Annotated in this window: 19 protein-coding genes and 1 riboswitch; of the genes, 11 read left to right on the top strand and 8 right to left on the bottom strand. The window is 72.1% G+C overall.

Going from position 1 to position 23049, the window contains the following annotated elements; translation table 11 throughout:
* The first annotated feature begins 22 nt into the window (after positions 1-22).
* The 5 genes from FF096_RS00800 to FF096_RS00820 all read left to right on the top strand — a co-directional run bounded on the left by FF096_RS00800 (position 23) and on the right by FF096_RS00820 (position 4311).
* Positions 23-1033, top strand: coding sequence for an ABC transporter ATP-binding protein (locus FF096_RS00800; protein WP_155214425.1), 1011 nt, complete (start codon positions 23-25; stop codon positions 1031-1033).
* Positions 1030-2043: an ABC transporter permease subunit gene (locus FF096_RS00805; protein ID WP_309222416.1), complete on the top strand. Its 1014-nt coding sequence runs from the start codon at positions 1030-1032 to the stop codon at positions 2041-2043. Before FF096_RS00800 ends, FF096_RS00805 begins: the two co-directional genes overlap by 4 nt.
* 161 nt (positions 2044-2204) lie before the next feature.
* Positions 2205-2663, top strand: a complete 459-nt coding sequence (locus tag FF096_RS00810; RefSeq protein ID WP_155214426.1) for a DUF3263 domain-containing protein — start codon at positions 2205-2207, stop codon at positions 2661-2663.
* 79 nt (positions 2664-2742) lie between these two features.
* A complete protein-coding gene (locus tag FF096_RS00815) occupies positions 2743-3699 on the top strand; it encodes a hypothetical protein (protein ID WP_155214427.1) in 957 nt (318 codons plus the stop codon).
* A 105-nt stretch (positions 3700-3804) separates the two neighbouring features.
* On the top strand, positions 3805-4311 hold the full coding sequence (locus FF096_RS00820; RefSeq protein ID WP_309222417.1) for a GNAT family N-acetyltransferase: 507 nt from the start codon (positions 3805-3807) through the stop codon (positions 4309-4311).
* 12 nt (positions 4312-4323) lie between these two features.
* On the opposite strand, the gene FF096_RS00825 is transcribed toward FF096_RS00820, so the two are convergent.
* Genes FF096_RS00825 through FF096_RS00855 form a run of 7 tightly spaced genes read right to left on the bottom strand, consistent with a single transcriptional unit; the run spans position 4324 to position 12707 of the window.
* Complete coding sequence (locus FF096_RS00825; RefSeq protein WP_309222418.1) at positions 4324-6693, bottom strand: AAA family ATPase; 2370 nt, start codon at positions 6691-6693, stop codon at positions 4324-4326.
* 35 nt (positions 6694-6728) lie between these two features.
* Positions 6729-7244, bottom strand: a complete 516-nt coding sequence (locus tag FF096_RS00830) for a hypothetical protein (protein ID WP_155214429.1) — start codon at positions 7242-7244, stop codon at positions 6729-6731.
* A 42-nt stretch (positions 7245-7286) separates the two neighbouring features.
* A complete protein-coding gene (locus tag FF096_RS00835) occupies positions 7287-8060 on the bottom strand; it encodes an ATP/GTP-binding protein (protein WP_196222412.1) in 774 nt (257 codons plus the stop codon).
* Entirely contained in the window at positions 8038-8517 is a 480-nt protein-coding gene (locus FF096_RS00840) for a DUF742 domain-containing protein (protein WP_155214430.1), read from the bottom strand. The genes FF096_RS00835 and FF096_RS00840 overlap by 23 nt, the downstream gene beginning before the upstream one ends.
* The gene (locus tag FF096_RS00845; protein WP_309222419.1) at positions 8514-8984 is read right to left on the bottom strand and encodes a roadblock/LC7 domain-containing protein; all 471 of its coding nucleotides are present in this window, start codon (positions 8982-8984) and stop codon (positions 8514-8516) included. The genes FF096_RS00840 and FF096_RS00845 overlap by 4 nt, the downstream gene beginning before the upstream one ends.
* Entirely contained in the window at positions 8981-11548 is a 2568-nt protein-coding gene (locus FF096_RS00850) for a nitrate- and nitrite sensing domain-containing protein (protein ID WP_155214431.1), read from the bottom strand. The genes FF096_RS00845 and FF096_RS00850 overlap by 4 nt, the downstream gene beginning before the upstream one ends.
* Positions 11535-12707, bottom strand: a complete 1173-nt coding sequence (locus FF096_RS00855; protein ID WP_155214432.1) for a hypothetical protein — start codon at positions 12705-12707, stop codon at positions 11535-11537. The genes FF096_RS00850 and FF096_RS00855 overlap by 14 nt, the downstream gene beginning before the upstream one ends.
* A gap of 370 nt (positions 12708-13077) precedes the next feature.
* Here FF096_RS00855 and FF096_RS00860 point away from each other — a divergent pair, with 370 nt between their 5' ends.
* The 6 genes from FF096_RS00860 to paaN all read left to right on the top strand — a co-directional run bounded on the left by FF096_RS00860 (position 13078) and on the right by paaN (position 22239).
* Entirely contained in the window at positions 13078-15945 is a 2868-nt protein-coding gene (locus tag FF096_RS00860; protein WP_155214433.1) for an alpha/beta fold hydrolase, read from the top strand.
* Positions 15945-16844 (top strand): ABC transporter permease, encoded by a 900-nt coding sequence (locus FF096_RS00865; RefSeq protein WP_155214434.1) that lies wholly within the window; start codon positions 15945-15947, stop codon positions 16842-16844. The genes FF096_RS00860 and FF096_RS00865 overlap by 1 nt, the downstream gene beginning before the upstream one ends.
* Before the next feature lie 173 nt (positions 16845-17017).
* Entirely contained in the window at positions 17018-17464 is a 447-nt protein-coding gene (locus tag FF096_RS00870) for a DoxX family protein (protein ID WP_155214435.1), read from the top strand.
* Positions 17465-17593: 129 nt separating this feature from the next.
* A riboswitch (SAM riboswitch) is annotated at positions 17594-17729 on the top strand.
* A 9-nt stretch (positions 17730-17738) separates the two neighbouring features.
* A complete protein-coding gene (thrC, locus tag FF096_RS00875) occupies positions 17739-19025 on the top strand; it encodes a threonine synthase (RefSeq protein WP_155214436.1) in 1287 nt (428 codons plus the stop codon).
* 467 nt (positions 19026-19492) lie between these two features.
* Positions 19493-20512, top strand: coding sequence for a GNAT family N-acetyltransferase (locus tag FF096_RS00880; RefSeq protein WP_155214437.1), 1020 nt, complete (start codon positions 19493-19495; stop codon positions 20510-20512).
* A gap of 53 nt (positions 20513-20565) precedes the next feature.
* Complete coding sequence (gene paaN / locus FF096_RS00885; RefSeq protein WP_196222413.1) at positions 20566-22239, top strand: phenylacetic acid degradation protein PaaN; 1674 nt, start codon at positions 20566-20568, stop codon at positions 22237-22239.
* 90 nt (positions 22240-22329) lie between these two features.
* On the opposite strand, the gene FF096_RS00890 is transcribed toward paaN, so the two are convergent.
* The gene (locus FF096_RS00890; protein WP_155214439.1) at positions 22330-22860 is read right to left on the bottom strand and encodes a GNAT family N-acetyltransferase; all 531 of its coding nucleotides are present in this window, start codon (positions 22858-22860) and stop codon (positions 22330-22332) included.
* Between the last annotated feature and the right edge of the window lie 189 nt (positions 22861-23049).

The following is a 23049-nucleotide window of genomic DNA, read 5'->3' on the forward strand; positions in this document are numbered from 1 at the left end:
ACACCAACGGGGGAGGTGCAGCTTGCCGGCTGTCCTGGAAATCGAAGGTCTACGAAAGACGTACCGAAGTCGACGCCGGGGTACCCGTAACGCCCTGGACGGCTTCGACATGCAGGTCGAGGCGGGTCAGGTGCACGGCTTCCTCGGCCCCAACGGGTCGGGCAAGACCACCACGCTGCGTACGCTGCTCGGCCTGATCCGGCCGGACGGCGGTCGGATGGCGATCCTCGGGCACGAGGTGCCCGCAACGCTGGACCAGGTCGCTCCGCAGGTCGGCGCGATCGTGGAGAGCCCGCAGTTCTTCCCGCACTTCACCGCGCGGGACACGCTGTCGCTGCTGGCCAGCGCCGGTGAGCTGCCCGAGCAGCGGGTCGACGAGGTGCTGGAGCTGGTCGGGCTGCGCGACCGGGCCGGTGAGCGGGTCAAGACGTACTCGCTCGGCATGAAGCAGCGGCTCGCGGTCGCCTCGGCGCTGCTCAAGAACCCCAAGCTGCTGATCCTCGACGAGCCGGCCAACGGTCTCGACCCGGGCGGCATCCGGGAGATGCGGACGCTGATGCGCGACCTCTCCGCCTCCGGGATGACCGTGGTGCTGTCCAGCCACATCCTCGGTGAGATCCAGCTGATCTGCGACTCGGTCACCATCATCTCGCTGGGTCGGCGGGTCGCCTTCGGCCCGGTCGACGAGGTGCTGGCCCAGCACTCGTCCGGTGCGGTCCGGGTGCGGCTGGAGGCTGCCGCCGACCTGCCGGTCGCCGCCACGGCGCTGACCCGGGCCGGCGTACGCGTCACCACCAACGACGACCACCTGATGCTCGCCGGGGTGGACAAGCCCGCCACGGTCACCCGGCTCCTGGCCGAGCAGGGCCTCTACGTCAGTGAACTCGCGCCGATCGCGGTCGACCTGGAGAGCGTCTTCCTCGAACTGACCAACACCGCGCCGCTACCCGGCCAGCATCGACAGGTCGACCAGTCCGTACGAGTCGACGGGGCGGCGTCGTCCGCGCCCGTCGGGGGAGGTTGGGGCGCGTGAGTCTCTTCCGTACCGAGCTGCGCCGGCTGGCCAAGCGGCGTTTCGCCCGCTGGATGACCGCAGGTGGCCTGGTGGTGCTGGTCCTGGTGGCGGCGGGCATGTTCCTCAGCAACGAGAAGATCGGCCCGGACCAACTCGCGGAGGCGCGCCAGGCCGCCGACCGGCAGCACCAGGAGCAGGTCCGCTGGGCCGAGCAGGAACGCGCGAACTGCGAGCGGGCCAAGGCGGCCGGGGAGAACGTCGACTACTACCCGGTCGACTGCGCCGAGATCACCCCGCCGCCCCGCGAGTCGATCGAGGAGCAGTGGTTCCTGCCCTCGACCTTCAACTTCCGGGAAAGCTTCGGGGAGATGCTCATCCCGCTCGCCGCGATCCTGGCCCTGGTCGGATTCGTGGTCGGCGCCTCCTTCGTGGGTGCCGAGTGGAACACCGGCGGCATGATGAATCTGCTGCTCTGGCGGCCGAAACGGCTGACCGTCCTGCTGACCAAGCTGGGCGCGCTGCTCACCGGACTGCTCGCGCTGGCCCTGCCCGCCACTGCGGCCTGGTTCGGCAGCATGTGGCTGATCGCCAACTGGCGGGGCACCACCGAGGGGATGACCTCCGGCGCCTGGCAGTCGTTCCTCATCACCGGGCTGCGCGGCATGGTGCTGGCGTTGGTCGCGGCGACGGTGGGCTTCGCCCTGGCCTCGCTCGGCCGACACACCGCGATGGCGCTCGGCGGGGCGATCGCGGTGATGGTGGTCGGCCAGATCGGGCTCGGCATCGTGCTGTCCATGGCGCAGGTCCGGTTCGCCGAGGCGTGGCTGCTGCCCACCTACGCGTACGCCTGGATGGCCAAGACGGTCACCCTTCAGGACTGGCAGGCGTGCAACGCCACCTACACCGGCGAGTGCGAGCCGGCCACCCTGGACATCACCTGGCAACACTCGTCGGTGCTGTTCAGTGTCGGGATCGTGCTCTTCCTGGGCGCGGCGCTGTGGACGATGCGTCGGCGGGACATCACCTGAGCCGGGGTGGGCGCGACCGCATCCCGGTCGCGCCCACCCACGCCTCCGACCGTGCACGGGGACGGTCGGAGGCGTGGTCGGATGCGCCAGGTGGTGCCCCTGGTTAGGCTGGTAGGCCCGGTTGGCGTCGCCCGACCCGCCGCCCCCGCGTGAGGAGCACGATGCAGCCCGCCGACGCCACCCCGGCAGCGCAGACCGGTCCGGACGCCGTCACGGTGCCGCCGCCGAGGGCCGCCCCCGAGGTCGAGTCGTCGCCGCAGGCCGCCGCTCCAACCACCGTGCCCACGGACGCCACCGTCTCCACGGAGGCCGCCGCGCGCACGGCCGCCGCCGAGTCGACGGACGCCGGGGGGTCGGACACCGGCTCGGGACGTGCCGGGTCGGCCTCCGGCGGACTCGACGAGCGGGAACGCGAGATGCTCGCCTTCGAGCGACAGTGGTGGCGGCACGCCGGAGCCAAGGAGCAGGCCATCCGGGACCGGTTCGGCCTCTCGGCCACCCGCTACTACCAGCTGTTGAACGCGTTGCTGGACAATCCCGCGGCGCTCGCCGCCGACCCGGTGCTGGTGGGCCGGTTGGTGCGACTGCGCGCCTCCCGCAGCCGCAACCGCCGGCGGTAGGCGCGCGGGACCGACACCATCCCGGCCGTGACGTGTCGTCCGGTACGAGGCGGGTAGCCGGAGCGCGGTGGAGGTGGCGATGAGCGGCGCGGGGGCAGGACGAACGGGACGGACGACGCATCCGGACACCGGGGTGCCCGAGGCCGCCCCGGAGGAGCGCCGACGGGGTGCGGTGGTCGGGCACCCACCCACCATGCGGGTTCGATCCGCTTCCGCCCCACCGCCCGGTCGGACCGTCAACGAGGACCTGGTGTTCCGGTTCGGGCCGCTGGTCGGGGTGCTGGACGGCGCGACCGTGCCGGAGGGCTTCGACACCGGCTGTGTACACGGACCGCAGTGGTATGTCCAGCACCTCGCCGCCCGCCTCGGCCTGGCCGAGGCGGCGCGTCCGGCCGCAACGCTGGTCAGCAACCTGGCCGCCGCGATCCTCGCGGTCCGTGCCGACCACGGCGAGCAGTGCGACCTCGACCACCCCGGCACCCCGTCGAGCACGGTGTGCCTGCTCCGCGACGGTGGCGACCAGGTCGACTACCTCGTGCTCTGTGACAGCCCGCTGGTGCTCGACACCGGTGGTCGCATCAACGTGGTGACCGACGACCGGCTCGCCAGCTCGGTGAGGGACCTGCGGGAGACGGCGGAACTGCTGCCCGAGCCGACCGATCCGGCCACCCGGTTCCGGCACGCGGTCACCGCGCAGCGGGCGCGGATGAACCGCACCCACGGCTACTGGGTCGCCGCCGCCGATCCGGACGCGGCCTACCACGCGGTGGTCGGGACGGTGCCCCGGCACGGTCCCGAGGCGTTGCGCCGCGCCGTGCTGCTCTCCGACGGCGCCTCCGCCCTGGTCGAGGAGTTCGGTCTGCTCGACTGGCCCGGCCTGTTGGACGTGGTGACCACGGAGGGACCGGACGCGCTGATCGACCGGGTACGCGTCGCCGAACGAGACCATTCCGACCGACGCCGACGGCACAAGGCGGCCGACGACGCCTCCGCCGTCTACTGCGAGTTCGCCCGGCCGGACGATCGCGGAGCGTGACCCGGGAGGCTGATTCGACCCGACCGGTCGGTACCGCTCCGCCGGAGGGTCCGGTCGTCGCCAACTGGCTGGACGCACGGCTCCGGGCGCGGAAGACTGCGGCACGTGACTGGTGCGGTCCGGTTGGAGCCGGTGGACGAGCGGAACCTCGAACCGTTGCTCTCCGTGGCGGTGGCCGAGGCGGAGCCGGCCGACGTGATGCCGCCGGTGGAGGCACCGGCCGGCTGGTCGCACGCCCGGCGGGAGGCGTTCCGGGACTTCCACCGGGCCAGCTTCGGTGGGCTGGGCGGGTCCGCTCGCAGCGCGATGTACGCGATCGTGGCGGGCGGCGAGGTGGTCGGGATGATCCGGATGAGCTGCCGGGACGAGCCTGGCGTCGCCGAGGTGGGCATGTGGCTCGGCCGGTCGGCCCGAGGGCAGGGGATCGGCGCGGCAGCGCTGCGGGAGCTGCTGCACCTGGCGGCGGCGGCCGGCATGCGGACCGTGGTCGCCGAGACCGCGCCGGAGAATCGCGGCGCACTCTCCGTGCTCGGCAGGTGCGGCGCGAAACTGCGCGAGGCCGACGACCGGGTGTACGCCGAGATCTCGCTGGACGACACCGCGCCCTGTTGACCGTCGGCGCGCTCAGCCGCGCTGTTCGGCGTACGCGGCGAGCCAGGCGACCTGGGCCGGGTCCAGGGACGGGCGCACCCGGGACCGGGCCGCCGCGACGTGCTCGGCGGTGACCGTGGAGGCGGTCAACGACTCCCGCATCGCGGCCAACGCCGCCTCACGGACCAGCGCCGCGCAGTCGGCGGCCGAGAACCCGTCCAACTCCGCGCCGAGGGCGGGCAGGTCGACGCCCTCGGCGAGCGGCACGTTGCGCGCGGCGGCCCGCAGGATCTCCGTGCGGGCCTCGGCGTCCGGTGGCGGCACGTAGACCAGCCGTTCCAGCCGCCCCGGACGCAGCAGCGCCGGGTCGACCAGGTCGGGACGGTTCGTCGCGCCGACCACCACCACGTTGCGCAACGCCTCCACCCCGTCCAGCTCGGTGAGCAGCGCGGCGACCACCCGGTCGGCGGTGCCGCCGTCGGTGGCCTGGCCGCGTACCGGGGCGAGCGCGTCGATCTCGTCGAGGAAGACCAACGTCGGGGCGGCCTCCCGGGCCCGGCGGAACAACTCGCGGACCGCGCGTTCGCTCTCGCCGACCCACTTGGACAGCAGCTCCGCGCCCTTGACCGACAGCACGTTCGCCCGTCCGGTCCCGGCCAACGCGGTCACCAGGTAGGTCTTGCCGCAGCCGGGCGGGCCGTAGAGCAGCACACCGCGCGGCGGCTGCACGCCGAGCCGGGCGAAGGTGTCCGGGTAGGTCAACGGCCACAGCACCGACTCGGTGAGGGTCTGCTTGACCTCCACCAGGTCGCCGACGTCGTCCAGGGTCACCCGGGCCAGTTCGAGGGTGGCGGCGGCCATGGTGGTCGGCCGTACCACCTCGAGCGCGGCGGTGAAGTCCGCCATCAGCACCGTGGGCGTCTGCGCCGACTTCTGTCGCAGGGCCGCGCGTACTCCGGCCTCGCGGACCAGCGCGGCCAGGTCGGCGGCGACGAAACCGGGGGTACGCGAGGCGACCTCGTCGAGCCGTACGTCGTCGGCGAGCGGAACCGGGCGGGTCAGCACGGTCAGCTGCTCCCGGCGCAGGGCCGCGTCGGGCAGCGGTACGTCGATCCGCAACGAGAGTAGGCCCGGGGCACGTATGGCCGGGTCCACCGCCTCCGGTCGGCTGCTGGTGCCGACCACCGCCGCGCCGGCCGCGACGAGCTGTGCCACGCACTGGCGGAACACCGTGGCCAGCGGTCCGGGTGTCTCCGCCGGGGTCAGTGCCTCCACGTCGGTGACCAGCAGCACGGCCGGTCCACCGGTCAGCGCGTCGGCGGTCACCGCCCGGAGCCGGGCCGCGGCCGAGTCGTTGGTCAGCGCCGCGAGCTCCGGTGCCCAGAGCGCATGCACCCGGGCACCGACCTGGGCGGCCACCGCCCGGACCAGCGCCGCCTTGCCCGACCCGGCCGGCCCGCTCACCAGCACGCCCAGCGCCACGGTGGTGCTCAGCCGGCTGAGCACCTCCCGGTGGTGGAAGCCGAGGTCGAGCAGTTCGGTCAGTTCCTCCGCCTGGGCGCGTAGGCCGGGCAGCTCGTCCACCGAGGGCACGTGCTGTCCGTCCGCCTCGTCGGCCAGATTTCCGTCGATGTCCTGCCCCGCGTCGGTACGCGAGGCGCCCCGCGACGCGGCCCGGACACCGCCCGCGTCGCCGGGCCGCCCGCCGCCAGCGGTCGGCGTACCCGGCCAGCCGTTGGCGGTCGCACCGTAGGTTGGCCAGTCACCGGCCCCACCACCGGGGTGCCGGTCGCCGGCACCCGAGGCGTCGGCCGCCCCGCCGTGGGTGGCTGGACCGTGCTCCCAGGCCACCAGGGTGTCCATGGTGACCAGTGCGCCCGGATCCGGCTCGGCGGCCAGCACCCGCAGCAGGGTGCTGGTCCAGGCGTAGCCGACCCGGGTGGACAGGCTGCGTCGGGCCGCCTCGACCAGGGTGCGGGACGAGGCGTCCGGCAGCACGTCCTGGGGCAACAGGGAGACGTCGTCCCCGGTGGTGACCACCTTCCCGAGCAGCGCCAGCCGCAGCATCTCCGGGGATACCACCGCGACGATCTCGGCCGGTCCGGCGAGCAGCACCCGGCGGGCCGGGGTGACGGGTATCGGGCTCAGTCGCACCTGCCCGCCGTCACGTACGCCGAGATTGCCCAGCATCAGGTCGTCGGCGTGCAACAGGGCCGCGCTGGCCGTGCTCTCGGCCGCCGCGACGAGGCCGGCGGTCACCCGCCGTCCGGCCAACCGGACCGGGTCACCCGGGCGCAGCGCGAGGGCGGTGAGCGCCTCCGGGTGCAGCCGGACGATACCCCGTCGGGCGTCCAGCGCGGCCGGCCGCAGGCTCGCGATCAGGGTCAGCTCTGGTTCGCCCACCGCCCGACCCTAGCGCCTGGCCGCCCGTCGCCCGGTCAACCGGCTGGCTCCTCCCCGGTGAGCAGCGACGGATCGCGCCGGATCAGCTCGGCCAACCGGGCCGCCGGGGCCTCGGTCAGGCCGTCCGGTGCGGAGGACCGGACGGGCACGGTCTTGATCGACAGCGGCCAGGAAGGCGGCGGCGCGGCGGGCTGCCCGCTGACCGTGACCTCCTGATCGACCCACGTGACCCGTAGGTCGTACGCCTTCCCGCCATGCTCGACCCGGGCGGTGACGGAGGTGCCCGGATGCGCCGCCACGGCTGCCCGCAGCGCCTCGGCGACGTCCTCCACGGGGTGCCGGGACGGCGTCTCGTGAGCGGGAGGACGGGTGCCGACCCAGCCGGGCCCCGCGTTGCGGTTGTCGGTCCGGCTCAAAGAGGAGCCGCTGCCCCCCTCCGGCCCCGGACCGGGTTGGTCGTCGGCCGCCCCGGTCGGATCTCCGGCCCGTCGGCGCAGCGCCTCCTCGCGCCGACGCATCCGGGCCAGAGTCTCGTCCAGTCCGCCTCTCATCCGCCTCACCCCTTCCCACGAGGGGCCCGTGAGCCGATCGGCTCAGGCCCGCTTCTCCCGGGTGGCCCGGTCCAGCGCACGGTCCAGGACGACCAGCAGGGCGTCCCTGACCGAGAGCCGGTCCCGCGCGTCGAACTGCACCAGAGGTATATGTTCGCCGATCGCCAGCGCCCACCGGATCGCACCCAGGTCGTGCGCCAACCGCCCGTCGAAGGCGTTCACCCCGACCACGAACGGCAGTCCCGACCGTTCGAAGAAGTCGATCGCCGGGTAGCAGTCGTCGAGCCGGGCGCTGTCGACCACCACCAGCGCACCGAGCGCACCCCGGGCCAGGTCGTCCCACATGAAGCCGAAACGGGTCTGGCCCGGTGTGCCGAACAGGTAGAGCTTCAGGCTGCGGTCGATGGTGACACAACCGAAATCCATCGCCACCGTGGTGGTGGTCTTCCCGGAGCGCTGACCGGGGTCGTCGACCCCGATTCCGGCGGTGGTCATCTCCGCCTCGGTGGTCAGCGGAGCGATCTCCGAGATCGAGCCCACGGTGGTGGTCTTGCCGACCCCGAAGCCGCCGGCCACCAGGATCTTCACCGGGATCGGCGGCTTCGCCCGGTGGCGCGTACCCGAGCCGGACGACGCCGCGGCCGGCGGCCGGTACGGCGGGGGTACCGGGGCGGGATGGGCCGGCGGCGGCGGCGCGGGGGCCCGGCCGATGGACGGCGGTGGCGGCGCGGAACCGCCGTAGCGGGTCGCGGCGCTGTTGGCGGCGAGCGCGCCCGGTGGTGCTGCGGGCCAGTCAGGAGATTGCACGAAGTCCATCAATCACTCGCAGGATGACATCGGGGTCGAGGGCGTCGTCGGCATCGGTCACGTGCACGTCCAGATGGCCGGCGGCGCGCAGGTCGCCCACCAGCACTCGGGTCACGCCGAAGTGCAGGCGGGTCTTGGCGGAGATCTCGGCGACCGAGATCGGCTCACTACACAGCGCCACGATCGCCTGGAGTTCGGGGCTCAACCGGGTGGCTGTGACACTCCACGGCTCGGTGGCCGGTCGGGCGGTCACCTGTGTCTCCAGGCCGATCGTGGGATCGGCACCGGCCACCCGGCCGGCGGTCAGCACGAAGGGGCGCGGCCCGGTCGGTCCGACCTCCTCGGGCTCCGATCCCGCCGCCGGTGCACCTGCCGGGCCGGCGGAGCCGACCGGGGAGGAGTCGCGCAGGTAGGGCCGGATGCGGATCACCGGCTCCTGTTCCGCACCGGCGGCGTCGGGAGTCATTGCTGCACGGAGTTCTTGAGTTCGGCGATCAGGCGCGGGGTGAGCGCGCCACCGGCTCGACCGGCGAAGAGGGTCATCTCGTAGGCGACGGTGCCCAGGTTCGCCGACCGGTCCGCGACGACGCCGAGCACCGAACCGCTGCTGATCGCGCTGATCAGGAGATAACCCTCGGCCATGTCCACCACGACCCGGTTCAGGCCGCCCAACGCGTACCAGCTGGCGGCCCCACCGGCCAGGCTGGTCATGCCGGAGACCACCGCGGCGAGGCGCTCCGCGTTGGACCTGTCCTTGATCGCGGACATCGCCATCAGCAGACCGTCCGACGACACGGCGATCGCCTCCAGCACCCCTGCGGTTCCCGAGGTGAAGGAGTCCAGAAGCCAGTTGAACGTCCGGGCCTCGGGGCTGAGGTCACCGGCCGGATGGTTCTGGTGGTCGAGGTTCTCGTGCACGTGCGGGCTGGTCACCGTGGCGTTCCTTCGTTGTCGTTACGGACGTCGCGCAGAGCCCGGGCGACGCCCGTCTCGAACGCGTTGATGCGATCGCGGACCTCGGCCGGGTCACCCGGGTCCTGGGCGACCGGTTGCTGCGGTCGCTGTGCCATCAGGTTGGCACCGGGCACTCTGCGGGACAGGTGCGACATCCCCGGGGGAGCCGGTGGTTCGACCGGCTGTGGCAGGGCGTCGGCGTGGCTCTGCTCGGCCCGGCGTACCCCGGACTCGAACGCCTCGACAGCGGCGCGGGCGGCGATCGGGTCGACGTCGGTGACGCCGCCGCTCTGACCCGCCTTCGGCGTCGTCTTCGGCAGGCTGGCTCCCGGAACCCGCTGCCGGATGCCGGGCATCGGAGCCGGTGGGGCCGTCGACACCGGTGCGATCTGCGGCACCGTCACGGTCGCCGGGTCGATTCCGCTCGACGGTCGCGGGCCGGTCAGCTCCGGGGCCTCCGGGGCGGTGGCGAAGGCGTCCCAGGACTCGGAGACATCCAGGCTCTCGGTTGCCCGGGTCAGCAGCATCGGGTTGAACCCGGCCGGCACCGTCGCCGGCTCCGTGGTCGGGTCGAGCGCCACCGGGGTCTCCCGGGCCGATGACGCCGGCGGGAGCTGGTGCCGGTTCGGGCCGACGGCCACCGGGGTGGCCCGGCCGACTGGCGGCACCGGGGGGCCGGGCGGCTCGGGCGTCCCGACGACCAGGGAGGTACGAGGAATTCGGAGGGTGGCGGTGACACCGCCACCCGGAGTGGCGGAGAGGTCGACCGCCCAGCGGTGCCGACGGGCCAGCCGACCCACCACGAACAGCCCCAACACCTCGGTCGGCGCGAGGTCCAGCCGTTCCCGCCGGGTCAGCCGGGCGTTCTCGTCGGCCAGCCGTGCCTCGGTCATGCCGATGCCGTGATCCACCACGGTGAGCTGTACGCCGTGCTCGTCGAGTTCGCCGCTGACCAGCACCCTGGTGTGCGGCGGCGAGAAGACGGTGGCGTTCTCCATCAGCTCGGCGAGCGCCAGGACCAGGTCGCCGACGATCGCCGGGGCCGCCTCGGCCTCGGTGGGCACCTGGACGTCCACCCGGGTGTAGTCCTCGATCTCACCGAGGGCGAGGCGGACCACGTTGGCCAGCGGGACCGGCGCCATGTGCGCCACGTCGCCCACCGCACCGGAGAGCACCACCAGGTTGCCCGCGTTGCGCCGCAGGCGGCTGGAGATGTGGTCGAGGCGGTAGAGGTTCTCCAACCGTTCCGGGTCGGTCTCCTGCTGCTCCAACCGGTCGATCAGGGCGATCTGTCGACCGACCAGGTTCTGGGTACGCCGACCGACGTGACCGAACATCTGCGCGACGTTGCGTCGGCTCGCCGCCTGCCGTTCCACCAGCCGCGCCGCCGTGCTCTGCACGCGTTCGAAGGCACGGGCCAGGTCGCCGACCTCGTCCCGGGCCCGGACGTCGATCGGGTCTAGGCGAACGGGTTGGGCGTTGTCGACCTCGTCGTCGGCCACCCGGACCAGCTCGGACTCGGCGACCCGGGCGACCCGGTCGGCGGAGCGGGTGAGCCGGGTCAACGGTCCGGTCACCGTACGGCCGATGGCCAGGGCGAGCAGCACCACGCCGACCAGGATCGCCGCCACCAGCGCGGTCACCCAGTACGCCCCGAACAACGCCGCCTGCCGCTGCGCGCGTACCTCGGCGGTCACGTCGGCGACCAGCTTCTTCTCGACGAACTGACCCAGTGTGATCAGTGAGGAGACGGTCGGGAAGAGGGCCTGGACGGGGATGTCCGCCACCGCTGCCGCCGGGTCCTGGGCGCTCTGCTGGAGGAACTCCGGGCTGGTCCGGGCGGCCACGGCGGTCTGCTCGATGTTCACCAGCGCCTGCTGCTCCGGGGTGAGCAGGCCGAGCATCTTGTTGCTCTCCGACTGGAGGGTGGCCATGTTGGCCACGAAGGCGGTGGCGAACTGTGGGTTGTTCGTGGTGGCGACCAGCACGATCAGTGCTCCGCCGCCGCTGAGTCCCTCGCTCTTGCGCAGGATGCTGTCCAGCGCCAGCGTCTGCCGCCCGGCGGGGGTTCGGGTGTCCACGTCGTAGGGCAGCCGCAGCGAGTCGATCAGGGCGAGGTGGATCGGCCCGTACGCGCCGACGATCTGCGGCGGTTCCGCCTGTCCGGCCAGGACCGCGGTGCGCAACCCGGCCAGTTGCTGGACGCCGTCGAGTGCCCGGTCGACCTCGGCCGGGAGGTCGGAGTCGAACTCGGTCCGCAGGTCGACGATCCGGTCGTCGACCTCGGCGATCTCCTGCACCAGCGCGCTGCGCTCGACCTGCCCGAGCAGGAAACCGATGGCGAGCATGCGTTCCCGCTGCATGTGTTGGAGCAGGGTGCCGACCCGGCTGGCGAGCTGGACGGTCTGGTCGATGTCGCCGGCTCGTTGGGCCACCCCGGTTCGTTCCCAGACCACGGGCAGGGTCAGCCCCAGCATGCAGAGCAGGGGAACGGTCACCAGCAGGGTGAGCTTGCCCCGGATCCGGAGCCTACCGAGCAGCATCGAAGGGCCTCCACCGATCCGGCTCCTGGAGCTGTCCCACCGGCTGGAGCGCCGGTGGCTGCTCGCCGGGGCGTACCCCGACGGGATCCCGCCGGAGGTCGGCCGGCGACATCGGCGTCACGTCCTCCGACATCCTCGCCGGGGTGTCTCGCCGTGGGGACAGCCAACTGCTCACCATGAGGCCGACCAGCAGCAGCGCGGCGAGCGCGCCCGCGCCGAGGATCAGCAGACGATCCCGGTCCAACTCGTCGAGTCGCTCCACCAACAGCCGGTCGATCTCGTCGAGGAGGACCGGTTGGAGCAGCTTCGCGGCCTGTTGTGCCTCGTTACGGGAGGCCAGCAGTCGGGTGGTGTCGAACGTGCCGGCTCGGCCGGTCGGCTGTGAGTACAGGGCCAGCGCCTCCACGGCCCGCTGGTAGGCGTCGAAGGGGGTGAGCACGTTCGCGCCCAGGTCGGCGCTCTCGGTGTTCTCCACCACCGCCCGCAGGTTGTTGGCCAGGTCGTTGGCGGGTTGCAGCGCGGCAGCCCGCAGCGCGGCCAGCTGGCTGAGCGACTGGACCCGCTCGTCGGCGGGCCGACGGTTGATCAGCACGGCCAGGTCGGTGAGCCGGGCGACGGCGACCACCGCCTCCGGCATCTCCTCCCCGACGCCGTCCTGGAGGAAGTAGGCGTCGGCGCTGGAGTCCCGGATCAGGCCGGAGGTCTCCCGGACCTTGCCGTGCAGGGCCAGCAGCAGGTCGGTGGCCTCGCCGTACACGGTGAAGGCGGCCTCCGGGTCGGCGAGCGGGCGTTCGGGCAGGGCCTCCAGCTTCGCGCGGAGTCCGGCCCACCGCTCGCTGGTGCTCAACTCGCCGCCGATGCGCGCGTCGACCGCGGCGGCCCGCTCGACCGCCTGGTCGAGGGTGTCCCGGCGCAGCGACCGGCCGGTGACGGCGGCGCTCTGTGCGTCGACCAGCGCGTCGGTCACCGGGCCGAGGGCGCGGAGGTATTCGACGCCGAGTCGCTCCCGGGCGAGGACGTCGCGGTCGGCGTCGACGAGTTGGTGTGCCTGAATGACGAGAAACGCCACGGGCACCAGGAGTGCCGTGGCGAGTAGCAGCGGCAACAGCCGGCCCGGTGTTCGGGATCGGCGACGCACCCGCGAAGCGGGAACGGTCATGGTTTGTCTCCTCCGGCGTGGCGCAGGGTTGTCCGACGGCGTCGACGAGCCGGTCCCGTGCGCCGGACCGGAAAACTAATCGAAGCCCGCAGGTCTGGGATCGGTCTGCAACCGTCAGCTTTGCGTCACTTCGAGCGATGTGACTTACGGCGATCGATTTCTGCACCGTCGGTGGCGCTGGTCCAGGGGATAGGCGCGCTTCAGTATGGAATCGGTGAAAGGCGGGAATTTCCATGATGTGAGTTCGCCCTGAAGGTTCGCCGACTGGACGCTGTGCGGACGACCGCCGCCGGATGACGATCGGGCTACCAGAACGGACGTACGGCGGATCTCAGCTAATACTCAGGTCGCGGGCCGTACCGTGTGCCCAATGAGATCGCCGTTCTCGGCCGCGCGGATCCGACGCGCCCTGCCCACCGGTCGCCGGGCCGTCGCCGCCACGGTGGCCGCCGGTCTGCTGGCGGTCGCCCTGGTGTGGGCGGCCTGGCCGGACCGACCGGGCTTCCGCACCGAGTCCGCGATGCTCACCGTCCGTTCCGGACCCAACGGCGACGAGCCGGTCGACCTGGACACCACGCTGTATCTCCCGCGTGACGCCGCCGCTGGTAGTGCGGTCCCGGCGGTGCTGCTCGCCCACGGCTTCGGCGGCACCAAGGAATCCGTCCGAGCCGACGCCGAGGATCTGGCCGACCGGGGCTACGTCGTCCTGACCTGGACCGCTCGCGGCTTCGGCCGCAGCGGTGGCCAGATCCACCTGGACAGCCCCGACCACGAGGTTCGCGACGCCCAGCGGTTGCTGGACTGGCTCGCCGAGCGTCCGGAGGTCCGTACCGACGCCGCGGGTGACCCCCGGGTGGGCGTGGTCGGCGGCTCCTACGGCGGCGCCCTGGCGCTGCTGCTCGCCGCGCAGGACCAGCGGGTGGACGCCATCGTTCCCATGATCACCTGGAATGACCTGTCCCGTGCCTTCCTGCCGGAGAGCACCGGTGGCGAGCCGGTCGACGGCGTGTTCAAGTCCGGCTGGGCCGGGATCTTCTTCGGGGCCGGCGGAAACCTCGGCTCCGGCCCGGCCGGAATGACCGGCACCAGCGCCGAGACTCCGGAGGGCGCGCCGGGTGCCGGGCCACCCAGCCCCGCGCCCGGTCAGGGCCCCGGCACCGCACCCGGCGCACCGACCGGCGGCGGGCTGCCCGATCCCGCCTGCGGCCGGTTCGCCGCCGACGTCTGCGCCGCATATCTGCGCATCGCCACCACCGGGCGGGCCGACCAGGCCGCCGTGGACCTGCTGCGTCGGTCCAGCCCGGCCGGTGTGCTGAATCGGATCGAGGCGCCCACCCTGCTGATCCAGGGCGCGGCCGACACCCTCTTCCCGCTCGGTGAGGCCGACGCCAATGCCCGGGGCATCGCCGCGAACGGCACGCAGGTGCGGGTGGCCTGGTTCACCGGCGGGCACGACGGCGGCTCCGGGCCGCAGACCGACTCCGACCGGGTCAGGTTCCTCACCGCGCAGTGGCTCGACCACTGGGTCGCGGGGACCGGGGTGGCGCCGGGCCAGACCTTCACCTTCTCCCGCATCGCCGGCTTCGACGCGATGGACCGGGGCCTGGTCGCCACCGGCTACCGCACCGACGACTACCCCGGTATCGGCGGCGACTCGCGCACCGAGGTGACCGTGACCGGCCCGGCCCAGCCGGTGGCCAACCCGCCCGGCGGCAACCCCGCCGCGATCTCCTCGGTGCCGTTCGCCGGCTCGTTGGGGTCGCTGCTCGGCGGGGTGGCCGGTGACATACCGGGGCAACACGGCCGGTTCGAGTCCGAGCCGCTGGCCGAGGCGGTCGACATCGTCGGCGCGCCGACCGTGTCCCTGCGCGTCGCCTCCAGCAGCGGCGAGGCGGTCCTCTTCGCCAAGCTCTACGTGGTCGACCCGGAAGGGGCGGCCACCCTGCCCAGCGGACTGATCGCGCCGATCCGGCTCAGCGGCCTGCCGGACAGCATCGACGCCGCGGCGCCGGTCACCGTGACCCTGCCCGCGATCGTCCACCGGGTGGAGGCCGGGCACCGGCTCCGCCTGGTGGTGGCCACCTCGGACCAGGCGTACACGACCCCGAGCGAGCCGGTCGTCCACACGGTCGCGGTCGGTGACGACCCGGTCAGCCTGCCGACGGTCGACGCCGACCCGATCCCCACCGAGGCGGTCCTCTGGCGCTGGATCCTGGTGGGGCTGCTCGCCGCGATCGTGATCGGGCTCGTGGTGCTCGTCGCCGTGCTGCGCCGGCGGCACCGTCGCCAGGACACCTCGGTGCATCCGGAGTACGCGAACACGCCGCTGGCGGTACGCCGACTGCGCAAGGAGTACGCCGACGGTTTCGTCGCGGTCTCCGAGGTGGACTTCGAGGTGCATCCCGGTCAGGTGGTCGGGCTGCTCGGGCCCAACGGCGCCGGTAAGACCACCACGCTGCGGGTGCTGATGGGGCTGACCCAGCCGACCGCAGGGGAGATCTACGTCTTCGGGCACCGGCTGGTACCCGGCTCACCCGTGCTGTCGCGGATCGGCGCGCTGGTGGAGGGGCCGGGATTCCTGCCGCACCTGTCCGGTCTGGAGAACCTCAAGGCGTACTGGCGGGCGACCGGCCGACCGGAGGCCGACGCCCACTTCGAGCAGGCCCTGGAGATCGCCGGGCTGGGTTCGTCGGTGCACCGGCGGGTGCGCAAGTACAGCCACGGCATGCGGCAGCGGCTGGCCATCGCCCAGGCCATGCTCGGCCTGCCGGAACTGCTGGTGCTCGACGAACCGACCGACGGGCTGGACCCGCCGCAGATCGCCGAGATGCGTCGGGTGCTCCAGCGGTACGCCACCGACGGTCGGGCGGTGCTGGTCTCCAGCCACCTGCTCGCCGAGGTGGAGCAGACATGCACCCACGCCGTGGTGGTGAACAAGGGCCGGATCGTGGCTTCCGGACCGGTCGAGGAGATCGTCGGTGACTCGCCCAGCGTGCTGGTCGAGGTGAGCGACGCGGTCGCCGCCCGGGACGTGCTCGACGGTCTCGGTGGCGTACGCGTCCTGGACGACGCCGACGGACAGTTGGTGGTCGACACCAACGGCACCGCCCGCAGCGAGGTGGTTGCCGAGTTGGTCCGGGCCGGGATCGCGGTGGACCGGGTGGTGCCCCGGCGTCGCCTGGAGGACGCATTCCTCGCCCTCGTGGGTGAGAATTCCCGAGGAAGCGGGGACCGGTGATGACGCGCTCGACTGTCGACCCGACGCCGGAGCAGACCGGAGTGGCCGCCTCGGGTGCGGCGACCGGTTACCGGCCCGCCCGGACGCTGCCGTTCGGTGCGGAGTTCCGCAGGCAGGCATCGCGCCGACGCACCCAGCTGGCGCTCGGCTTCATGGTGCTGCTGCCGTTGATCATTCTGATCGCGTTCCAGTTCGACACGAACGACGACGACAACGGCAGAGGCGAGTTCGGCAGCCTGATCGATCTCGCCACCTCGGGTGGGCTCAATTTCGCTCTCTTCACCATCTTCGTGTCGGCCTCTTTTCTGCTGGTCGTGGTGGTGGCGCTGTTCTGCGGCGACACGGTGGCGAGTGAGGCGAGTTGGGGGAGTCTGCGTTACCTGCTGGCGATCCCGGTGCCGCGGGCTCGACTGCTCACGGTGAAACTGCTGGTCGCGCTCACGTACTCGGCGCTGGCGTTGGTGCTGCTCGCCGGTACGGCCCTCACCATCGGCACGCTGCGCTACGGCTGGTCGCCGCTGCGCAGCACGGTCGCCGCGCAGTTGGAGCCGGGCGAGGGGCTGCTGCGGCTGCTTGCCGTGCTCGGCTACCTGGCCATCGTCCTGCTGGTGGTCGCGGGTCTGGCGTTCCTGCTCTCGGTGACCACCGACGCGGCGCTCGGCGCGGTGGGCGGTGCTGTGCTGCTCTGGATCCTCTCCAGCATCCTGGACCAGATCACCGCGCTCGGCGTGATCCGGTCGTTCCTGCCGACCCACTACAGCACCGCGTGGTTGGGCTTGCTCTCCACGCCGGTGCAGACCGACGACATCGTCCGGGGCACCGTCTCGGCGGTCTGCTACGCGACCGTTTTCTGGGGTCTGGCCTTCTGGCGCTTCACCCGCAAGGACGTCACCAGCTGACTTATGCCTGGTCGGCCGCTGTTCACTTTACGGCTGGCGAAACGGAGGGCTGTCTCGCGGAAGTTCCGACGGCTAAGCTTGATGTGGGAGCGTTCCCACGTAGAGAGATTGCATCGACAACTATCTATAGATCTCGCATTCTGGTACCACCACCCCACTAGTAGGAGGTACCAATGCGAGTTGACCGGTTCGGCGGGCCGGCATTGTCCCTGTTCCGCATTGTGATCGGGTTACTCTTCCTGATTCACGGCATGTCGTCTGTGTTCGGTCTCTTCGGCGGCAACCGTGGCACCGGCGAGGCGGTGCCACTCGGCGAGTGGCCCGGCTGGTACGCCGCGCTGATCCAACTGCTCTGCGGCGGCCTGGTGCTCCTGGGGCTGTTCACCCGGCCCGCGGCTCTGCTGGCGTCGGGTTCGATGGCCTACGCGTACTTCGTGGTCCATCAGCCCGAGGCGCTGCTGCCGATGCGTAACCACGGCGAGTTGTCGGTGCTCTTCTGCTGGTCGTTCTTCCTGGTCGCGGTGCTCGGTCCGGGTACCTGGGCGGTGGACAACCTGTGGCGACGAGGTGCGTCGACGGTCGCCGTCGGTGAGGACGAACGACGTTCCGTGCCGGCCTGACCGGCGACGCTCGGCGGCGGTGCCGGTGGGTGCGACCGGCACCGCCCAGGCGGGTTCGACCGCTCACAAGCTGGGATTGACCTGCGACGGCCCCAGTCGGAGTGCCTAGACTCGGCGGCACAACTGCATACCTCATCCAGAGGGGCTGAGGGATACGGCCCGACGACGCCCCGGCAACCACCTCGCGCGCTCGACGCTGAGCGTCCTGCGGGGCAGGTGCCAATTCCGTCCCCGCCGCAGGGTGCGATGCGGGGAAAGATGAGAGGACTTCGACATGACGTCGACGCTCGCCCCGTCCGGCATCGACACCTCCGCCAGCCCCGCCCGTGCCCTGGTCTGCCGGGCCTGTTCGGCTCGATACCCGCTGGCTGCCCAGCACGCCTGTTACGAGTGCTTCGGCCCGCTGGAGGTCGACTACGACCCGGCGGCACTCGCCACCGTGACCCGCGAGCAGATCGAGGCCGGCCCGCGCAACCTCTGGCGCTACGCCGCTCTGCTGCCCGTCGGCCAGGACCCGGCCACCAGGGTCACCCTGGACCCGGGGTTCACGCCGCTGGTGGCCGCCGACCGGCTCGCCGCCGAGTTGGGCATCACCGCGCCGCTGTGGGTCAAGGACGACAGCGCCAACCCCACCCACTCGTTCAAGGACCGGGTGGTGTCGGTGGCGCTGACCGCCGCCCGGGCGCTCGGCTTCTCCCGGTTCGCCTGCGCCTCCACCGGCAACCTCGCCAACTCCGTCGCCGCGCACGCCGCCCGGGTGGGTACGCCGTCGGTGGTCTTCATCCCCAGTGACCTGGAGCAGGGCAAGGTCGTCACCACCGCCGTCTACGGCGGTGATCTGGTCGCCATCGACGGGTCCTACGACGACGTGAACCGGCTCTGCGGCGAGTTGGTCGAGACCGACGAGTTCGAGGACACCGCGTTCGTCAACGTCAACGTGCGGCCGTACTACGCGGAGGGATCCAAGACGCTCGGCTACGAGGTGGCCGAGCAGCTCGGTTGGCGGATCCCGGCCCAGGTGGTCATCCCGATGGCCTCCGGCGAACTGCTCACCAAGATCGACAAGGCGTTCAGTGAGCTGGTCGAGATCGGCCTGGTCGAGGCGCCGGCCGACGGCTGGAAGGTCTTCGGCGCGCAGTCGACCGGGTGCAACCCGATCGCCACCGCATTGCACGCCGGCACCGACGCCATCACCCCGGTCAAGCCCACCGGCATCGCCAAGTCGCTGAACATCGGTGACCCGGCGGCGGGACTGTACGCCCTGGAGGCGGTGCGGCGTACCGATGGCTGGATGGACCACGCCGACGACGACGAGATCCGGGCGGCGGTGCGGCTGCTGGCGCGTACCACCGGGGTCTTCGCGGAGACGGCCGGTGGCGTGACCGTGGCGGTGCTGCGCAAGCTGGTCGAGTCGGGCCGGCTGGACCCGGCCGCCGAGACGGTGGTGTTCAACACCGGCGAAGGGCTGAAGACGCTCGACGCGGTCGCCGGTCAGGTGGGCCCCACCCACCGGATCAAGCCCTCGTTGCGGGCCGCCCGGGACGCGGGCCTGCTGGGCTGACCCGACCCGTGGGCTGTAAGCGGCATTTCGCAGGGAGTGAGCAAAACACGCCCCCGGGGACTTGACGGCCGCAAACGGACGGCGCAAGATGCTCCGTGCGGGAGGGCGTTTCGCCGTAGACTTTCAGTCTTTACGACCCAGCGCCGGAGGCGTTGTGCGATCGACCCTCCCGACCAACGTCCGAGCGGGCCAGCGAGAACTCGCTGGCCCGCTCGCCTGTCTGTGGCGCATGCTGCCGCGATGACTGTCACCGTCACCCCCTTCGGCCCCGCCGACGAGCAGACGATCGAGTAGGCATGCCCGATCGGCGCGGCGTACGTCGCCGCCGACCTGCCCGATTACCCACCCTTGTCCGGCAACGGTTCTCGGCGATGATCTGCCATCAGATGCCGGGCACGTGTCGATCAGCCGGTGACCGGCGGAAAACCGGTGGCGGTGAGCGTCGGCCGCCCGGCAGGCTCGCGCCCATGGCCATCACTGTCACGCCGTACGACTCCACCGACGAGGCAGCGCTCGACGACGCGTACCGGGTCGTCGCCGCAGCGCAGGCGGTGGACCTGCCCGACCTGCCGGTGGGGGACCGCGACGAGTTCGAGCTGCTGGTCGCCCACCCGCCGTACGGCAGCGTGATCCACCAGGCGTTGGCCCGGCGTGACGGTGTGGCCGCCGGGCACCTGCGGATGCGGCTACCGCAGCTGGACAACACCGCGATGGCCACCGTCGAGCTGACCGTCGACCCGGCGCAGCGTCGGCGCGGCGTGGGCCGGGCGCTGCTGGCGTACGCCCGGAAGGTGGCCGTCGAACAGGGCCGGAAACGGCTGTTCGGCGAGACCCCGGGCCCGCTGCCCGGCGGGCCGGGGCGCCCGGCGCCCGGGGCGGCCTTCGCGGCGGACGCCGGAGCACAGGCCGCGCTGGCCGAGGTGCGGCGGCGGCTGGAGCCCTCGCGGCTCGACCAGGCGAGCCTGACCGCGCTGCTCGACGCCGCCCGCGAGCGGGCCGCCGGCTACCGGACGGTGGCGTGGCAGGGGGCGGTCGCCGAGGAGTACGTGGCCGACATCGCCCGACTGGAGGGCCGGCTGCTCATCGACGCGCCGATGGGTGACCTCGTCATCGAGGCGGAGCAGGTGGATGCCGTGCGGATCCGGGAGTCGGAGCGGGTCCAGCGGCTGCGGGGACGACGGCGCTACCACGTCGGCGCGGTGCACGAGGCGACCGGTCGAATGGTCGCCTGGACGGTCATCGACCGGGGGCCGTCCACGCCGTGGCACGCCTGGCAGGAGATCACCATCGTCGACCCGGCGCACCGGGGCCACCGCCTCGGTCTGCTCGTCAAGGTCGAGAACCTCAGGCACGCGTTGGCCCACGAGCCGGAGCTACGCGCGATCGACACCTGGAACGCGGCGGCCAACGAGCACATGATCAGCATCAACGAGCAGCTCGGCTTCTGCCCGGTCGACGCCTGGACCGACTGGCAGCTCGCCATCTGAAGTTGTGACACGCCCCTACTGATCTGAGGGCTTGGTGTTGCATGATGGCGGGCATGACGGAGACCCCGCACCCCCTCTACGACAGGCACGCCGAGACCCTCAACCGCGCGCTGACCGCGATCGCGGAGCGGGGATACTGGTCCGCCTACCCGGAGTCACCCAGTCCACGGGTGTACGGCGAGACCGCCGCCGCCGACGGCAAGGCCGCCTTCGAGGCGTACCTGGGCGCGGACTTCCCGCTCGACCAGCCCGGCGACGGCGACCGGGTGGCCAGCGAGAGCAGCCCGTTCGGCGTGGCGCTGGGCGTCCGCTACCCGCACACCGACGCCGACCGGCTGATCGCCGCCGCATCCGCGGCGCTGCCCGCCTGGCGTGACGCCGGCCCGCAGGCCCGGGTGGGCGTCTGCCTGGAGATCCTCGACCGGCTGCACCGGAACATCTTCGAGCTGGCCAACGCGGTGCAGTTCACCAGCGGTCAGGCGTTCGTGATGGCCTTCCAGGCCGGTGGCGCGCACGCGCTGGACCGCGCGCTGGAGGCGCTCGCCTACGCGTACGCGGAGATGACCCGGCACCCGGGCACCGCCGGCTGGGAGAAGGCCGCTGGCAAGGGCGACCCGCTGCGGATGACCAAGACCTTCCACGTGGTGCCCCGGGGGGTGGCCCTGGTCGTCGGCTGCAACACCTTCCCGACCTGGAACTCGTACCCGGGTCTGTTCGCCTCGCTGGTCACCGGCAACCCCGTCGTGGTCAAGCCGCACCCGCGCGCCGTGCTGCCGCTGGCCATCACCGTCCGGTACGCCCGCGCGGTGCTCGCCGAGGCTGGCTTCGACCCGAACCTGGTCCAGTTGGCCCCCGAGGCACCCGGCGAGAAGCTCGCCTCGACCCTCGCCCTGCACCCCGCTGTGAAGATCGTCGACTTCACCGGCTCCACCGAGTACGGCGACTGGCTGGAGGCCAACGCCCGGCAGGCGGCCGTGTACACGGAGAAGGCCGGGCTCAACACGGTGGTGATCGACTCGACCGACGACTTCGTCGGGATGTGCCGCAACCTGGGCTTCACGCTGACGCTCTACAGCGGCCAGATGTGCACCACCTCGCAGAACATCCTCATCCCCCGGGGCGGCATCGAGACCGACCAGGGGCACAAGAGCTTCGACGAGGTGGCCGCCGGCATCGCCGCCGCGGTGGGCAAGCTCACCGGCGACCCGGCTCGGGGCGTGGAGCTGACCGGCGCGATCGTCAACGACGGGGTGTTGGAGCGGCTGGACGAGGTGACCAAGGTCGGCGTGCCGGTGCTGGAGTCGCGTACCGTCGAGCACCCGTCGTTCCCGGACGCGGTCGTGCGTACGCCGACCATCGTGAAGCTGGAGGCCGACGACACCGCGACCTACTCGCGGGAATGGTTCGGGCCGATCTCCTTCGTCATCGCCACCGACTCCACCGCACACAGCGTGGAGATCCTGCGCTCGACCGTGGGCGAGAAGGGTGCCCTCACCGCAGCGGTCTACTCCACCGACGGGGCGGTGCTGGACGCGGTCGAGGCCGCCGCGATCGAGGTCGGGGTGCACCTGTCGGCGAACCTCACCGGAGGCGTCTTCGTGAACCAGTCGGCGGCCTTCTCCGACTTCCACGGCAGCGGGGCGAACGCGGCGGCGAACTCGGCGCTGACCGACGGGGCGTACGTGGCCAACCGGTTCCGGATCGTGCAGAGCCGCCGGCACGCCTGAGCCGTGGCGGGCTCCGGGCGGACTGCCCCGGAGCCTCCGGCCCGGGCCTGTGTCGAAGTCCTCGGTCGAGCCGAGGACTTCGACGCAGGCCTAAGCGGCCCGGCGCATATGGAGTTCGCGCAGGGTGGGGATGCCCGGGTGGGGCAGGCGGACGCCGGTGTCGACGAAGCCCAACCGCTGATAGGCGCGATAGGCACGGTCGTTGCCGACCACCACTTCGAGCATCAGCTCGTCGCGCCCGCAGGCCCGGGACCACTCCGCCACCCCGTCGACCAGATCCGCGAGCAGTCCGGTGCGTCGCCAGGTCGGGGTGATGTAGACGGCGTAGAGCACCGTCACCCGTCGCTCGGTCGGGTGGGCGACCCCGCCGACGTGCCCGACGAGTCGGCCGCCCGGATCCGCCACGAACTGCGCGGTGTGCCCACCGGCGGAGACCTGGGCGATCCGGGCGGCGTACTCGGCGTGCGGCCGGGCCGCGGCCTCGGCGATCGTCTCCAGGAACGCCAGCGGTGCGTCGGCGAGCATCTCCAGGCGCAGGGCACGCATGCGGGCCGCGTCGGCGGGCTCCACCCGGCGGACGACGGCACGGCGTGCGCCCGTCCGGTCGGCGGCGCTGGTCATCCCGCATGGATATCACAATGACGTCGGACGATGTGGCTGACTGTAATACGCCCGATTTGTGGTCGTGCGCGGTCGTCACTGCTCGTGTAGCGTGCGATTTCGGTCACCCGTTTCGGCGGTCGTCGCCGATTGTCGAAACCAGTGATTTCCGGGGTGCCGGGGCGCCGGCGACCGGTGGTAGTGGAACGC

The organism is Micromonospora sp. CP22, from assembly GCF_009712475.1.
Classification (GTDB): domain Bacteria; phylum Actinomycetota; class Actinomycetes; order Mycobacteriales; family Micromonosporaceae; genus Micromonospora.